This window comes from Deferribacter abyssi (assembly GCF_049472655.1).
Classification (GTDB): Bacteria; Chrysiogenota; Deferribacteres; order Deferribacterales; family Deferribacteraceae; genus Deferribacter; species Deferribacter abyssi.
Genome location: NZ_JAQNCS010000006.1, coordinates 109638 through 123847 on the forward strand (window position 1 = coordinate 109638; position 14210 = coordinate 123847).

Sequence of the window (14210 nt, forward strand, 5' to 3'; positions counted from 1 at the left end):
TATGAGAAAAATAGGGATCATTGGTGCCACTGGCTCAATTGGTAGTCAGGCAATAGATATTATCGAGCGAGAGAAAGAAAATTTTCAGGTAATTTTTTTAACAGCTCATCGTCAAATTGATGATTTAATAAAAAAAGGAAAAAGGGTAAATGCAAAGTATCTTGTATTAACATCAGAGAATTTTTTTAAAGATAAAGTTTTGACAGGAGTTAATGAGTTATTGAAAATTATTGAAAATGAAGAAATAGATATAGTGCTTTCAGCAGCTGTAGGATTTTCTGGATTGATACCTACTTATTGTGCTTTGAAGAGAGGGATTGATATAGCTCTTGCCAATAAAGAATCTATGGTTGCTGCTGGAAGGTTGTTAAATGAGACAGCAAAAAGAAATGGGGCTAAGATAATTCCTGTTGATAGTGAACATTCTGCAATTTATCAATGTCTTCTAGGTCATGACATAAATTATCTTGAAAAAATCATCTTAACTGCCAGTGGTGGACCTTTTCGTAACAGACCTATAGATTCATTTGAATTTATTAGTGTAGACGAAGCGTTGAATCATCCTAACTGGAGTATGGGAAGAAAAATAACTGTAGATTCTGCCACGATGATGAATAAAGGTTTAGAATTAATTGAGGCAAGATTTTTATTTAATGTAGGATATGATAAACTTGATGTTGTAATTCACCCTGAAAGTATAATTCATTCTTTTGTAGCTTTCTGTGATGGGAGCTATCTTGCACAAATGGGAATTCCTGATATGAAAATACCTATATCTTATGCAATTAGTTATCCTGAAAGGGTAAAATTAGATATTCCGAGATTGAACTTTTTTGAACTAAAGAAACTCTCTTTTATTAGACCAGATTTTGAAAGGTATCCTTGTCTAAGGATTGCAATGGAAGCACTGAAGGTAGATAAGAATAGTATTTATATAGCATTGAATGCTTCTAATGAAATTGCAGTGGGTGCTTTTCTTAATGAAGTAATAGGGTTTAATGAAATTCCTAAAATAATTGAAAGGACAGTAGAAGATTTTATTGTAAAAGATGTAATGGATATTGAAGAAATAATAAATATGGATAAATTAGCAAGAGAAAGAAGTAGTAAATTAGTGTCTAAATTAATCTAAGTAAGGAGTTTCGATGGGAATTATTTCTGCTATACTTGTTTTTGGAGTTTTAGTTTTTATTCATGAATTTGGACATTTTATTTTTGCGAAATTGTTTAATGTAAAAGTATTGAGGTTTTCAATAGGTTTTGGCCCTATTGTTTTTACTAAAAAATGGGGTGAGACAGAATATGCTATTTCATTAATCCCTTTAGGAGGGTATGTGAAAATGTATGGTGAAAATATGGAGGAAGGGATTGATGAGTCAGACAAAGATAGAGCGTTTCTTGAAAAACCTGTTTGGCATAGGTTTTTAATAGTTTTTGCAGGTCCGTTGTTTAATTATTTATTAGCAGTAATTGTATTTGCTGTATTGTTTATTACGGGAGTGAATGAATTTTTACCTGTTATTGGTGAAGTAAAAAAGGATATGCCTGCTTATTCAGCTGGTCTTAGAGCAGGTGATAAAATTCTTCAGATTGATGGTAAGCCTATCAAATATTGGGATGATATGAGTCAGTATATTAAGGGGAAAGCAGGACAAAAGATTATTTTGAAAATAGAAAGGAATGGTAAAGTTTTGAGTTTAGAAGTTGTACCCAAAAAAACAGTGGTTAAAAATATTTTTGGTGAAGATCATGAGGTTGGACTTATAGGGATTGTTCCGAAAGGTGATACAATTTTAGTCAGTTATAACCCAGTTAAAGCAATTATTTTAGGATTGGAAAAAACAAATGAAATTACCAAATTAACCTTGGTCGGAATAGTAAAGATTATTCAAAGGGTGGTGCCCGCTGATAATATAGGTGGACCAATAATGATATTTCAGATGGCAAAGCAGACAGCTGAGACCGGGTTTGCAAGTTTATTGGCATTTATGGCTGTAATAAGTATTAATCTAGCTATTTTAAATCTTTTACCAATTCCAGTGCTTGATGGTGGACACCTCTTTTTTTATATTATAGAGATGATAAGAGGTAGGCCTGTAAGTGTAAAAGTAAGAGAAGTTTCTCAATATATAGGTTTAGCTTTACTGATAGCTCTTATGTTTTTTGCTTTTTATAATGATATTTCAAGGATAATTAGTAAATAGGATGATATTAGAAAAGTCTGACTTGCTAGATTCTCGAATAGATGAACTTGAGTATTGTGTCTTTGATATTGAGACGACAGGAGTTCGTCCATTTGATGGAGACAGGATTGTGGAGATAGGTGCAGTGAAGATAAAGCCAGGTTTAAAGGTGGATTATAAAAACAAGTTTCATTTGTTAGTTAACCCTGGTATGCATATACCAGATAATTCGGTTTCTATCCATGGCATAACAGATAAAGATGTCGAGAATGCACCGGATGAATGTTTAGCATTTTATAAATTTTTGGAGTATGCAAGAGGTTGTATTCTTGTAGCTCATAATGCAAAGAAAGATATGAATTTTTTGAAATGTATTATGAAGGATTATTCTATTAGTAATCCCTTTGACTTTGTAATAGATACTCTTACTCTATCTAGAAAAATTAATATATATAATAGATATCACAACCTTGATGCCTTGATGGAACAATATAATGTTAAGTTAAATTCTCCTTATAAAAGGCACAGAGCGCTTTTTGATGCAGAACTTACTTCTGTTGTTTTTAGGTTAATGTTAAAAAAATTGCTAGCTAAGCGAATGTTTACTTTAATGGAGTTGTTAATTTATTTAGAGGATAGAAACTAAGCTAAAATGTACTTATAGAGTTATATTATGATAACATTTTTATGGAAAAAATTTAATTTTATAATTAAAAGCATAGTACAAAAATTAATAAGGCAAATCCTTTTAAATTTAGAAAAATAAATGATTACAGGAAATCATAAACTTGATTTTTATCTTATTATGGAGTAATCTTCAAAGTTATGGGTAAAATTATTGCAGTGGCAAACCAAAAGGGTGGTGTAGGAAAGACAACCACAGCTGTTAATTTATCTTCTGCTCTTGCTATTGCAGAAGCAAAAGTTTTGATTGTTGATATGGATCCACAAGGTAATGCTACAAGTGGGCTTGGGTATTTACCTCACGAGCTTGATAAAAGTGTATACGATGTTATTGTGGGTAATTTAGAATTAGATGATGTGACTTTTGAAACAAAAATTAATAATTTGTTTTTGGTTCCTAGTAAAATAGATTTAACAGCAGCTGAAATCGAACTAGTAACTGTTTTATCGAGGGAAACAAGGTTGAAAAGACATCTTGAAAAGAAAAAGAATGATTATGATTTTATAATTATTGACTGTCCACCATCGCTTGGATTGCTTACAATAAATTCTCTTACTGCAGCTGATACTGTACTAATTCCATTGCAGTGTGAGTATTATGCTTTGGAAGGATTGAGTCAGCTTTTAAACACGGTAAGATTAATAAAAGAAAGTTTAAATCCTAACTTAAAATTAGAGGGGATATTGTTAACAATGTATGATCCTAGAAATAATTTATCGAAAGAAGTTTACAGGCAAGTTAGAGAATATTTTAGAGATGATATGTTTAAAACAATTATTCCTAGAAATGTTAAATTAAGTGAAGCTCCAAGTCATGGATTACCTATAATATCTTACGATATTAGATCAAAAGGTGCTGAAAGTTATATAGAACTTGCAAAAGAGGTGATAAACAGAAGATGAGTAAGAGAAACCCTTTGGGAAGAGGCTTAGAATCTTTAATCCCTTCGAGAAAAAATGAGGATAATGAAGAGAGGAAAACTGTAAAAGAAATTGATGTAATGGATATTAAGCCGAATGAAAACCAGCCTCGCAAATTTTTTGATAAGGAGAAACTTGAAGAGCTTGCTGCCTCAATAAAATCAAAAGGGGTTATACAGCCAATATTAGTAGAAAGGTTTGAAAATGGGTATATTATTTTAGCTGGTGAAAGAAGATGGAGAGCAGCTGCTCTTGCGGGATTAAAAAAGATACCGGCGATTATTATAGATAAAACTACAGAGAAAGAAAAAATTGAAATAGGTTTAATAGAGAATATACAAAGAGAGTCTTTAAATCCTGTTGAATTGGCAGAGGCGTTTAGGACACTAATGGAAAAATTTGGCTATACTCAAGAACAGATAGCTTCCATTGTGGGGAAAAGTAGGGCAGCAGTAGCAAATACTTTAAGGCTTTTAAATCTTGACGAAAAGAGCTTTCAAGCTCTAAAAGAAGGGCATATTAGTGAAGGGCATGCAAGAGCGCTTCTTGGTATAGAAGATATTGAGTATAGGTTGTTTGTTTTAAAGGAAATTATTGATAAAAATCTTTCTGTAAGAGATGTAGAAAAGCTGGTAAAAAGAAAAAGTAAAAAAACTACTAATAAAGATAAAAATAAAAATGTTTTTATTATGGCGCTTGAAGAAGAGCTTGAAGATTTTTTTAAAACTAAAATTGATATTAGGATGAAGAAAAAAGGTGGTGCTATTGTTATAAATTTTAATACAAGCGATGAACTTGATAGAATTATTAATATCTTGAGAGGCGAGTCATGATAAAAAGTAGTAAGCAGGAAAATAATACTATTAATGCTTTTTTAGGTAAAAACACCAAATTTGAGGGGACATTAGTTTTTGATGGTTTAGTTAGGGTTGATGGGGAGTTTGAAGGAGAGGTAAAAAGTAGTGATACTTTTGTAGTGGCTGAGACTGGGAAAGTTAAGGCAAATATAGAGGCTGGCGTTGTAAAAATTTCTGGTTTTTTCGATGGAAATATTGTTGCAAAAAATAAAGTTGAATTGTATAAACCAGCATTTGTTAAAGGTACTATTAAGACTCCATCATTAATAATTGAGGATGGAGTGACTTTTAATGGGAATTGTATTATGGGGAAGGATATGGTTAATAACGATAAAAAAGTGGAGGAATCTGAGAAATGAGAAAGCCACTTATAATTGGTAATTGGAAGATGAATCTTACAGTTTCTGAAGGGGTGAACCTTGTAAAGTCTATAATAGATAGTGGCGTTGATCAACTAAAAGTGGATTATGGATTTGCTCCACCATTCGTTGCTTTGAGTGAGATAAAAAAATATTTGAATGATAGTCACATACTAGCTGCTCAAAATATATATTTTGAGGATTCTGGAGCTTACACTGGAGAAGTGTCGGCAGATATGATATTATCTGTGGGTGCAAACTATGTAATTTTAGGACATTCAGAAAGAAGACATATTTTTAAAGAAAGTGATGAGGTCATAAACAAAAAAGTTCATCAGGCTGTAAAGAAAGGATTAACTGTTGTTTTATGCGTTGGTGAGTTACTGGAAGATAGAGAAGCAGGATGTGAAACTGAAACAGTATTGAGGCAAATAGCGCTTGGGGTGAAAGATTTAGGTCCTGATCATATGAAGAGGGTTGTGATTGCGTATGAGCCTGTTTGGGCAATTGGGACAGGGAAGACAGCTTCTAAGGATGATGCGGAAGCTATGCATAGAGCGATCAGAGGTTTTATTTCGAAACTTTACAGTGAAAATATTGCAAAAGATCTTAAAATTTTATACGGCGGAAGTGTTAAACCTGAAAACATAAAAGATCTTATGAGTGCTGAAAATATTGATGGTGCGCTTGTTGGTGGTGCGAGCCTAAATGCTGAAAGTTTTGTGAAAATTTTAAAATTTTATGAATAGAGGTGGAAAATGTATTCAGTTATTATAGCAATTCATGTGTTTGTTAGTATTTTGTTGATTTTGGCAGTTTTATTGCAGTCAGGTAAAGAATCTGATTTAGGTTCGGCTTTTGGTGGTGGGTCTTCTGATACTTTTGGGCCGGCTACACCTGCTAATATTATGAATAAAATAACAACAATCCTTGTTATAGTTTTCTTTTTTACCTCAATTACGCTTACAATCTTGTCAAAAAACAGAACAGGAGAATCTATTTTAAATAAAATCCCAGTTTCATCACCAATTCAAAACAATCAATCTTCTCCAAAGGTACCAATGCAAAGCAAATGAGGTTTTTTAAGTTATTATATATATTTTTTTTTGTAGTTAGTTTGTTTTCGTGTAGTGGTGGAGAGAAGAATGAATCCCCTTCTACTAATTATAAAAATAGTTCATATGATAAAATTAAAGCTTATGGTGATGCGCTTGTAGAAGGTAGTATTGGGGATGCTAGCAACCTTATTCCAATATTAGCAACAGATTCAGCATCTCATTCTGTAGCAGGACTTATATATAATGGGTTATTGAAATATGATAAGAATCTACAGCTTGTTGGTGATCTTGCTGAAAAATGGGAAGTTTCAAAAGATAAAAAAATAATAACATTTTTTTTGCGTAAAGGTGTTAAATGGCATGATGGAGCACCATTTACAGCAAAAGATGTGGAGTTTACTTATAAAATTATAGTTGATGAGAAAACTCCTACAGCTTATGATGCTGATTTTAGATTGATAGATAAAGTAAAGGTTCTTGATAATTATACAGTTAAAGTTTTTTATAAAAAGGCATATGCACCTGCGCTTGCGAGCTGGACTGTTTCTATTTTGCCTTCACATCTACTTAATGGGGTGGAAATCACAAAATCCCCTTTGCAGAGAAAACCCGTGGGAACAGGGCCTTATAAGTTTTTTGAATGGAAGTCTCAAGATCATATTACGTTAATTGCTAATGGGGACTATTTTGAAGGGAAACCTTACATTGAAAGATATATTTTCAGAATAATTCCAGATACATCTTCAATGTTTTTAGAGCTGCTTAATGAAAACATTGATTTGATGGGATTGTCTCCCTTGCAATATACGAGGCAAACTGAAAATCCAAGATTTAAAAAGAGTTATAAAAAATATAAATATCTGGCAAATTCTTATACTTATATAGGTTATAATTTAAAGAATTCATTTTTCGTAGATAAAAGAGTTAGGCAGGCACTATCTTATGCCACTCCAAAAGATGATATTATAAAAGGTGTTTTGTTTGGATTGGGTGAGGTTGCAACTGGACCTTATAAACCTGGTACTGTTTGGTATAATTCGAATGTTAAAAGATACGAATATGACATTGAGAAAGCAAAAGAACTTTTAAGGGAAGCTGGATGGAAAGATCGTGATGGTGATGGTATACTTGAAAAAGGGAAAAAAGAATTTAAATTGACTATATTGACAAATCAGGGAAATTCTACACGTAGCCGAATTGCTGAGATAATACAACAGAGTTGGAAAAAAATAGGTGTTGATGTAGAAATAAGAATTTTGGAATGGGCTACTTTCATTAGTGAATATATTGATAAGAGGAATTTTCAAGTTGTAATCTTGGGATGGAGTATTCCGCAAGAACCAGATTTATATGATGTTTGGCATTCATCAAACTGCAGGGATAAAAAACTAAATTTTATATGTTATCAAAATAAAGAGGTTGATAAACTTATTGAACTGGCGAGGACAGAGTTTGATATTGAGAAAAGAAAAGGATACTATTTTAAGATTCAAGAGATTCTTGCCGAGGAACAACCTTATACGTTTTTATATGTGCCTGATGCACTGATTGCGCTTCACAAACGCTTTAAAAACGTTAATCCTGCACCTGCAGGTCTTATGTATAATTTTATAAAATGGTATGTCCCAAAATCTGAACAGAAGTATCATTTTATCCAGTAGGTAGTATGTTAGCTTATATTGTTAAACGACTATTAGGTATGGTTCCACTTCTTGTAGGAATTACGCTAATCAGTTTTTTGGTGATAAATTTAGCACCTGGAGATCCTGTGCAATTTCTTTCGCAGATGAATCCTAAAATATCTGAGACAGCTAGAGCTAAGTTTATAAAACTTTATAATCTTGATAAGCCGCTGCATATTAGATATTGGTTATGGCTAAAAAAGCTTGTTAGATTTGATTTTGGAGAGTCCTTTGCTGCTGATAGAAAACCTGTTTTGGAAAAGATTAAGGAAAGATTACCATTAACACTCTATTTAAATATAACATCTATGCTTCTTATATTTTTAATTGCTTTGCCATTGGGGGTTTTGTCTGCATATTATAAAGACACTATTTTTGATAGAGGATTTACTATATTTGTTTTTATAGGTTTTGCTATACCCACTTTTTGGTTAGCTCTTCTTTGTATGTATTATTTTGGAGTTATTTTGGGGTGGCTTCCCATAGCAGGGTTAAAATCATATAATTATGAATCGTTAACAATAGCTGGAAAAGTATTAGATATTATAAAACATACTATTTTACCGGTGGGAATATCCGTAATTGGTGGACTTGCTGGACTTTCACGTTTTGCAAGAAATAGTATGCTTGATGTTTTGAATGATGAATATATTGAGGCAGCTAGGGCTAGAGGTTTGCCCGAAAGGAAGATACTTTTTAAGCATGCTTTGAAAAATGCTTTATTACCTGTAATTACAATTTTAGGGCTATCCATTCCTGGGCTTATAGGTGGCAGTGTGATTTTTGAATCAATTTTCGGATTACCTGGAATGGGGCAACTTTTTTATCAATCAGTTATGATGAGAGACTATCCTACAATTATGGGGATACTTGTTATTGGTGCTGTTCTTACTCTAATAGGCAATCTTATTGCTGATGTGGCTTATGCATTGGCTGATCCAAGGATTAGGTATGGTAAAGAGAGAAAATAAGCTCTTTTGGATAGGTTTTATTTTGGTAGGATTGTTTTTTATAATTGCTATCTTTGCACCTATTATAGCTACACATGATCCATTTAAAATAGATTTAAACAATATTTTTTTACCTCCCTCAAAAGATCATTTTTTTGGAACGGACGATCTAGGGAGAGATGTTTTTAGCAGGGTTGTCTATGGTACCAGGGTGTCACTGTTTGTGGGGTTTGTTGCTGTAGGAATTTCTATTCTTATAGGGACAATTTTAGGCTTAGTTTCTGGATTTTATGGTGGTATTATTGATGTGGTTATAATGAGATTTGTAGATATAATGCTTTGCTTTCCATCATTTTTTCTTATTTTAGCCGTGATTGGATTTTTAAAGCCTAGTCTTATAAATGTAATGATTATAATAGGTCTGACAAGTTGGATGGGAGTAGCTAGGATGGTGCGTGCTGAGGTCCTTAGTGTTAAAGAGAGAGAGTATGTATTAGCAACACGAGTTTTGGGATTACCAAATTGGAAAATTTTAATAAAACATATTTTACCAAACGTTTTTACTCCTGTTTTTGTTACTGCGACTTTAGGGGTTGCAGGTGCTATTCTTACCGAATCGGCATTAAGTTTTTTGGGGCTTGGAGTTCAACCTCCTACACCTTCATGGGGTAATATATTGACTGCTGGTAAAGACAATATTATGTTTGCTTGGTGGTTATCTTTTTTCCCAGGTATGGCAATTTTTTTGACTGTTTTGGGATACAATTTGTTAGGTGAAGGGTTAAGAGATATTCTTGATCCTAAGACAATAGAACCATCTGATGATAAATAGATTTTACTAATAGTGATAAGGAGGCATAAAAATGATACCGATGCTTGATATTAAAAGAGAGTTAAATTTGATTGGTGATGAAATTAAAGAGGCTGTTGAATCATCAATAAAAGAAACTAGGTTTATATTGGGTCCAAATGTTGAATCTTTTGAAAAAGAGGTGGCAGATTATTTAGGAGTTAAATATGCTGTTGGTGTAGCTAGTGGAACAGATGCCTTGCATCTAGCGTTACGAGCCCTTGGAGTTAAAGAAGGTGATGAAGTAATTACGGTGCCATTTACATTTATAGCTACAGCAGAGGCAATACTTTATTGTAATGCAAAGCCAGTGTTTGTGGATGTGGATAAAGAAACTATGAATATGGATGTGAACCAACTTGAAGAGAAAATTACAGAAAAAACAAAAGTAATAATTCCTGTACATTTATTTGGTAATCCAGCTAATATGGATGTGATTCTAGAAATTGCCAAAAAGTACAACGTAAAAGTGCTGGATGATTGTGCACAGTCTTTTGGTGCTTTATATAAAGGGAAAAAAGTGGGCGGTTTTGCAGATGCAAGTGCATTTAGTTTTTTCCCAAGTAAAAACCTTGGATGTTATGGGGATGGTGGCCTTATTACTACTAATGATGAAGAGGTTTATAAAACGTTAAAAGCTCTTAGAAATCATGGTTCATTTGTGCGTTATCATCATGAAATGCTTGGATATAACTCAAGGTTAGATGATATACAGGCTGCAATCTTAAGAGTGAAATTAAAATATATTGATAAATTTACTGAGGACAGAAGGAGTATTGCTGGTAGATATATAGATTCATTAAAAGATATCGTGGATATTCAGAAAGAGAACAGTGATGGCGTTCATGTGTTTCATCAGTTTACGATTGTCTCAGACAAGAGAGATAGAATTATTGAGAAACTAAAAGAGCACGAAATTGCATCTGCAATTTACTACCCTGTGCCAATTCATTTGCAAAAAAGTTTTGAGAAGTTTGGATATAGAGAAGGGGATTTCCCTGTTTCAGAATATTTAGCTGAAAAAGTAGTTTCTCTTCCAATAAACCCTTTTCTTGAAGATGAAGAGGTTGATGTGATTATTGAGGTTGTTAAAGTTAGTGTAAATGAATAGCCTTCTGCTTAATTTAGGTTATTTTTTTCTGAAAGGGTATTACAAAACATTAAGGTATAAGATTTATAATAGTGAGATTATAGCCAATTTGAGAAAAGAGAAAAAACAGATAGTTTTTGCTATTTTTCATGGTCAGCTTTTTCCTTTTGTGTATCTTCATAGAAACGAAGGCATTGTGACAATTGTATCAGAAAGTAAAGATGGGGAAATAGCTGATTTTTTTCTTAAAAAATTTGGATTTCAAACAGTAAGAGGTTCATCTACAAGAGGTGGAGTTAAGGCTGTAATTGGTGCTAAGCGTAAAATGGGGGATAGTTTTGATGCTGCTGTTACTGTGGATGGACCTAAAGGTCCACGTTTTGAGGTTAAACCTGGAGTGATTTACTTAGCAAAGAAGAAGACAAATTTTGTAGTACCTGCTGTTTGTAAATGTGAAAAATATAAAGAATTTAATAGTTGGGATAAGTTTACTCTTCCATATCCCTTTTCTGAAGTGAAAATAATGTATGGAGAGCCGATATATTTTTCTAAAAGTATTGATGATTCTTTAATGGAAAAGGATAAAGAATTTTTACAGAGGAAAATGTTGGAGTTGATTAATGCTGATTTTTAGAATTATATACAATCTTATTATTTTTATATTGTTACCCATTGCACTTCCTTTGGGATATCTTTTTGCGCTAAAAAAAAATGAAGAAAAAGATTACTTTGAAAGATTCGGTTTTATTAAGATAGAGAATATACCTAAGAAAAGTATATGGTTTCATTGTGCAAGTGTAGGTGAAGCAAAGAGTATTAAGATTTTGGTAGATAAAATTAGAGAAGAGCTAAAAGATATCTCTATAGTAGTTAGTACAGTAACATATACAGGTAAGAAGATTGCTGAGAAAGAATTGAATCCTGATATATCTTTTTTATTACCTTTAGAGAATAGTCTAGCGATAAGTTATCTTTTGCATTTGTTAAATACCAAGATGTTTTTTATAGTAGATACTGAATTATGGCCGAATTTAATTTACAGTGTCAGTAAGAAGTGTAAACTTTATCTTATTAATGGTAGAATTTCTGATAGTAGTTTTAAAAAGTATTATTTTTTTAGGTTTTTATTTAAAAAACTTTTAAACCATTTTGAGAAAATTTTTGTTAAAAGTGAAGGAGATTTTGCAAAATTTTCAAAAATAATAGGCTCTGACGAGAATTTAATAAATTTTGGGAATTTAAAATTTTTTGAAAAAAAAGATGTGGATATCTCAGAGGTTTCTTTTTTAGAAGGAAAAATTATAACTGCCGGCAGCACTCATCGAGGTGAAGAAGAACTGGTTTTGGCTGCTTATGAAAGTCTGGAAGATAGTTTTGATAAGCTCATAATAGTACCTAGGCATCTGAACCGTGTTGATGAAGTCTTGCAGCTTGTTGGTAATAAAGGGTTTTATCCAGTTAGGTGGAGCAATGGAGATTCGGCAGTGAAGAATGCTAAAGTAATTGTTGTGGATGTTTTTGGAATACTAGAAAAGTTGTACAAAATCTCTGAAAAAATTTTTATAGGCGGGTCTGTAGTTGAGAACATTGGCGGGCATAATATTTATGAAGCGCTGCAGTTTGAGAAAGTGGTTGCGACTGGGAAAAATATGTGGAATTTCAAAGAAATTTATGATTTGGCAAGAAAATATAATGTTGTTTATGAGGTAGAAGATACTCAGCAGTTTATTGAATATTTAAGAGATGATTTTTTGATATCAGCAGATTTTTATGGGTTTGAAAGGGAATTGAAAAAAAAGGCTAGAGAAAAGCTTGATAAGATTCTTGAGGAAATACGAAGGTGGGTGTGAGTGGAGACTTTGTTTAAATTTTTTCAGAATAGAGATTTAACTACTCTTTATCGTTTTGGAAATTTGTTTGGGGGTATGGCATATTATCTTCTAAATAGTAGGAGAAGTGTTGCGGAGAGAAACTGTGAACTTATTGGAATAAAAGATATTAGAAAGGTTGTGAGAGAATCTTTTAAAAATACTTTTTGTTCATTTATGGAAATTTTTTATCTTCATAAGATTGATAATGAATTTATTTTAAATAATGTTATTTTTGAAAATGAAGATACAATTAGAAAGTTGTTAGAAGCAAATAAATCTATTTTTGTTGTTAGTGCACATATTGGCTCATGGGAATTTACCCCAATAATTTTTAAAAAAGTTTTTAAAGTAAATACTGCTATTGTAGGTCGAAGAATTAAAAACAAAAATGTGGATAAGTTTATTAGAAAACAGAGAAGCGTAAACGAAATAAAATATTTTACTCATAGGGATGTGGCGTTAAAGCTTTCAAAACTCTTAGATGAAGGGTATGCTATTGGAACATTACTTGATCATAGTGCACTTTCAAAAGATAGCATTTATGTTGAATTTTTTGGTTTAAAGACATCGTTTATTGCAGGAGTACCATTACTTTCTATTAGAAAAAAAATTCCTATATTGCCAGTATTTCTCATAAGAGAGGGTGGGTACTATAAAATGATAGATTATCCTCCGATATTTCCTGAAAGAAAAGGAGATGTTAAAGAAAACATGGAAAGAATTGCGAGAAGAATTAATGAGGTTTATGAGGATATTATAAGAAAATATCCAGAACAATGGTATTTAATACACAAACGTTTCAAGAGGGTAAAAGATGGAGAAGAAACCCGTAGTGTTTATTGATAGAGATGGTACTATTAATAAGGAAGCAGGTTATATAAATCATCCTGATAATTTTGAAGTTTATCCTTTTGTGTCTCAAGCTATGAGACTTTTAAATATAAATAATATTTTAGCGGTTGTTGTTACTAATCAGGCTGGTATTGCAAGAGGATATTATTCTATTGAAACTATGCATGTTTTACACGAAAAAATGTATTATATTTTGAATAAAAATGGTGCAAAAATAGATGCGTTATACTATTGTCCTCATCATCCATCTTCAAAAATTAAAGAGTATGCTATTAACTGCAGTTGCAGAAAACCTAAAACAGGTATGATTAACATGGCATTAAGGGATTTGCTTATAGATAAGGAAAAAATGTATGTGATTGGTGATAAATTAAGTGATATAGAACTTGGATGGAATGCTAATTGTAAGACAATATTAGTGCTAACAGGTTATGGAAAAGGTGAACTCGCAAAACTAAAAAATTATGATAAAATGCCTAATTATATTTGTGAAAATTTACTAGATGCTGTTTTATATGTAATAGATGATTTGAAAAAATAAAAAATGGCAATAAGGATATATTTTTGATTATTTACCTTGGAATAAATGAAATGATGGTTAGAGGTTTGCAATAATAAAGAGGGGGGTTCCCCTCATCTTATTTATTTTACAAAGTTTTCTGTAGTTTCACAATTTTCAGGTTGATTAGAATCGTATGCATGGTTTATTACAAAAACTTTTATTTTTTCCCAATCTGTTTCATTTAATTTGTCAAAATCATTTCTCTTATGTATACTCATTAAATAACTTCTATTATTTTTAAAAATATTTTTCCATTGATCTTGAGTTTTTGAACTTGGAGCCAATTTAGGA

General features: G+C 32.0%; 16 protein-coding genes and 1 pseudogene. 16 read left to right on the plus strand and 1 reads right to left on the minus strand.

Going from position 1 to position 14210, the window contains the following annotated elements; translation table 11 throughout:
* Nucleotide 1: 1 nt before the first annotated feature.
* The 16 genes from dxr to OWK30_RS05135 all read left to right on the plus strand — a co-directional run bounded on the left by dxr (nucleotide 2) and on the right by OWK30_RS05135 (nucleotide 13898).
* On the plus strand, nucleotides 2-1132 hold the full coding sequence (gene dxr / locus OWK30_RS05060) for a 1-deoxy-D-xylulose-5-phosphate reductoisomerase (protein WP_423324199.1): 1131 nt from the start codon (nucleotides 2-4) through the stop codon (nucleotides 1130-1132).
* Between the two features lie 13 nt (nucleotides 1133-1145).
* Complete coding sequence (rseP, locus tag OWK30_RS05065) at nucleotides 1146-2204, plus strand: RIP metalloprotease RseP (RefSeq protein ID WP_423324201.1); 1059 nt, start codon at nucleotides 1146-1148, stop codon at nucleotides 2202-2204.
* Nucleotide 2205: 1 nt separating this feature from the next.
* Entirely contained in the window at nucleotides 2206-2829 is a 624-nt protein-coding gene (locus OWK30_RS05070) for a 3'-5' exonuclease (protein ID WP_423324202.1), read from the plus strand.
* 179 nt (nucleotides 2830-3008) lie between these two features.
* Nucleotides 3009-3770 (plus strand): ParA family protein, encoded by a 762-nt coding sequence (locus tag OWK30_RS05075; protein ID WP_423324204.1) that lies wholly within the window; start codon nucleotides 3009-3011, stop codon nucleotides 3768-3770.
* Nucleotides 3767-4621: a ParB/RepB/Spo0J family partition protein gene (locus OWK30_RS05080; RefSeq protein ID WP_423324206.1), complete on the plus strand. Its 855-nt coding sequence runs from the start codon at nucleotides 3767-3769 to the stop codon at nucleotides 4619-4621. Before OWK30_RS05075 ends, OWK30_RS05080 begins: the two co-directional genes overlap by 4 nt.
* Nucleotides 4618-5004, plus strand: a complete 387-nt coding sequence (locus OWK30_RS05085) for a bactofilin family protein (protein WP_423324208.1) — start codon at nucleotides 4618-4620, stop codon at nucleotides 5002-5004. Before OWK30_RS05080 ends, OWK30_RS05085 begins: the two co-directional genes overlap by 4 nt.
* Nucleotides 5001-5753 carry a triose-phosphate isomerase gene (gene tpiA / locus OWK30_RS05090; RefSeq protein ID WP_423324210.1) on the plus strand — a complete coding sequence of 251 codons (753 nt, stop codon included), beginning with the start codon at nucleotides 5001-5003 and terminating at the stop codon, nucleotides 5751-5753. Before OWK30_RS05085 ends, tpiA begins: the two co-directional genes overlap by 4 nt.
* 9 nt (nucleotides 5754-5762) lie before the next feature.
* Nucleotides 5763-6080: a preprotein translocase subunit SecG gene (gene secG / locus OWK30_RS05095; protein WP_423324212.1), complete on the plus strand. Its 318-nt coding sequence runs from the start codon at nucleotides 5763-5765 to the stop codon at nucleotides 6078-6080.
* Entirely contained in the window at nucleotides 6077-7723 is a 1647-nt protein-coding gene (locus OWK30_RS05100) for a peptide-binding protein (RefSeq protein ID WP_423324214.1), read from the plus strand. Before secG ends, OWK30_RS05100 begins: the two co-directional genes overlap by 4 nt.
* Before the next feature lie 5 nt (nucleotides 7724-7728).
* A complete protein-coding gene (locus OWK30_RS05105) occupies nucleotides 7729-8715 on the plus strand; it encodes an ABC transporter permease (protein ID WP_423324216.1) in 987 nt (328 codons plus the stop codon).
* On the plus strand, nucleotides 8696-9526 hold the full coding sequence (locus tag OWK30_RS05110; protein ID WP_423324218.1) for an ABC transporter permease: 831 nt from the start codon (nucleotides 8696-8698) through the stop codon (nucleotides 9524-9526). Before OWK30_RS05105 ends, OWK30_RS05110 begins: the two co-directional genes overlap by 20 nt.
* A 31-nt stretch (nucleotides 9527-9557) precedes the next feature.
* Nucleotides 9558-10655, plus strand: coding sequence for a DegT/DnrJ/EryC1/StrS family aminotransferase (locus tag OWK30_RS05115; RefSeq protein WP_423324220.1), 1098 nt, complete (start codon nucleotides 9558-9560; stop codon nucleotides 10653-10655).
* Nucleotides 10648-11268: a lysophospholipid acyltransferase family protein gene (locus tag OWK30_RS05120; RefSeq protein ID WP_423324222.1), complete on the plus strand. Its 621-nt coding sequence runs from the start codon at nucleotides 10648-10650 to the stop codon at nucleotides 11266-11268. Before OWK30_RS05115 ends, OWK30_RS05120 begins: the two co-directional genes overlap by 8 nt.
* Nucleotides 11255-12484 carry a 3-deoxy-D-manno-octulosonic acid transferase gene (locus OWK30_RS05125; RefSeq protein ID WP_423324224.1) on the plus strand — a complete coding sequence of 410 codons (1230 nt, stop codon included), beginning with the start codon at nucleotides 11255-11257 and terminating at the stop codon, nucleotides 12482-12484. Before OWK30_RS05120 ends, OWK30_RS05125 begins: the two co-directional genes overlap by 14 nt.
* On the plus strand, nucleotides 12485-13348 hold the full coding sequence (locus tag OWK30_RS05130; protein ID WP_423324226.1) for a lysophospholipid acyltransferase family protein: 864 nt from the start codon (nucleotides 12485-12487) through the stop codon (nucleotides 13346-13348).
* Nucleotides 13320-13898 carry a D-glycero-alpha-D-manno-heptose-1,7-bisphosphate 7-phosphatase gene (locus OWK30_RS05135; RefSeq protein ID WP_423324228.1) on the plus strand — a complete coding sequence of 193 codons (579 nt, stop codon included), beginning with the start codon at nucleotides 13320-13322 and terminating at the stop codon, nucleotides 13896-13898. Before OWK30_RS05130 ends, OWK30_RS05135 begins: the two co-directional genes overlap by 29 nt.
* A 101-nt stretch (nucleotides 13899-13999) precedes the next feature.
* Here OWK30_RS05135 and OWK30_RS05140 read toward each other — a convergent pair.
* A pseudogene (locus OWK30_RS05140) lies at nucleotides 14000-14210 on the minus strand (hypothetical protein); the annotation flags it as partial.

Excerpts from the sequence above, each read along its gene's own strand:
- OWK30_RS05115 (WP_423324220.1), top strand. The coding sequence starts at position 9,558 with ATGATACCGATGCTTGATATTAAAAGAGAGTTAAATTTGATTGGTGAT.
- secG (WP_423324212.1), top strand. The coding sequence starts at position 5,763 with ATGTATTCAGTTATTATAGCAATTCATGTGTTTGTTAGTATTTTGTTG.
- OWK30_RS05085 (WP_423324208.1), top strand. The coding sequence starts at position 4,618 with ATGATAAAAAGTAGTAAGCAGGAAAATAATACTATTAATGCTTTTTTA.
- OWK30_RS05100 (WP_423324214.1), top strand. The coding sequence starts at position 6,077 with ATGAGGTTTTTTAAGTTATTATATATATTTTTTTTTGTAGTTAGTTTG.
- OWK30_RS05110 (WP_423324218.1), top strand. The coding sequence starts at position 8,696 with ATGGTAAAGAGAGAAAATAAGCTCTTTTGGATAGGTTTTATTTTGGTA.
- OWK30_RS05125 (WP_423324224.1), top strand. The coding sequence starts at position 11,255 with ATGCTGATTTTTAGAATTATATACAATCTTATTATTTTTATATTGTTA.
- OWK30_RS05080 (WP_423324206.1), top strand. The coding sequence starts at position 3,767 with ATGAGTAAGAGAAACCCTTTGGGAAGAGGCTTAGAATCTTTAATCCCT.
- OWK30_RS05120 (WP_423324222.1), top strand. The coding sequence starts at position 10,648 with ATGAATAGCCTTCTGCTTAATTTAGGTTATTTTTTTCTGAAAGGGTAT.
- rseP (WP_423324201.1), top strand. The coding sequence starts at position 1,146 with ATGGGAATTATTTCTGCTATACTTGTTTTTGGAGTTTTAGTTTTTATT.
- OWK30_RS05070 (WP_423324202.1), top strand. The coding sequence starts at position 2,206 with ATGATATTAGAAAAGTCTGACTTGCTAGATTCTCGAATAGATGAACTT.
- OWK30_RS05075 (WP_423324204.1), top strand. The coding sequence starts at position 3,009 with ATGGGTAAAATTATTGCAGTGGCAAACCAAAAGGGTGGTGTAGGAAAG.
- OWK30_RS05105 (WP_423324216.1), top strand. The coding sequence starts at position 7,729 with ATGTTAGCTTATATTGTTAAACGACTATTAGGTATGGTTCCACTTCTT.
- OWK30_RS05135 (WP_423324228.1), top strand. The coding sequence starts at position 13,320 with ATGGAGAAGAAACCCGTAGTGTTTATTGATAGAGATGGTACTATTAAT.
- dxr (WP_423324199.1), top strand. The coding sequence starts at position 2 with ATGAGAAAAATAGGGATCATTGGTGCCACTGGCTCAATTGGTAGTCAG.
- tpiA (WP_423324210.1), top strand. The coding sequence starts at position 5,001 with ATGAGAAAGCCACTTATAATTGGTAATTGGAAGATGAATCTTACAGTT.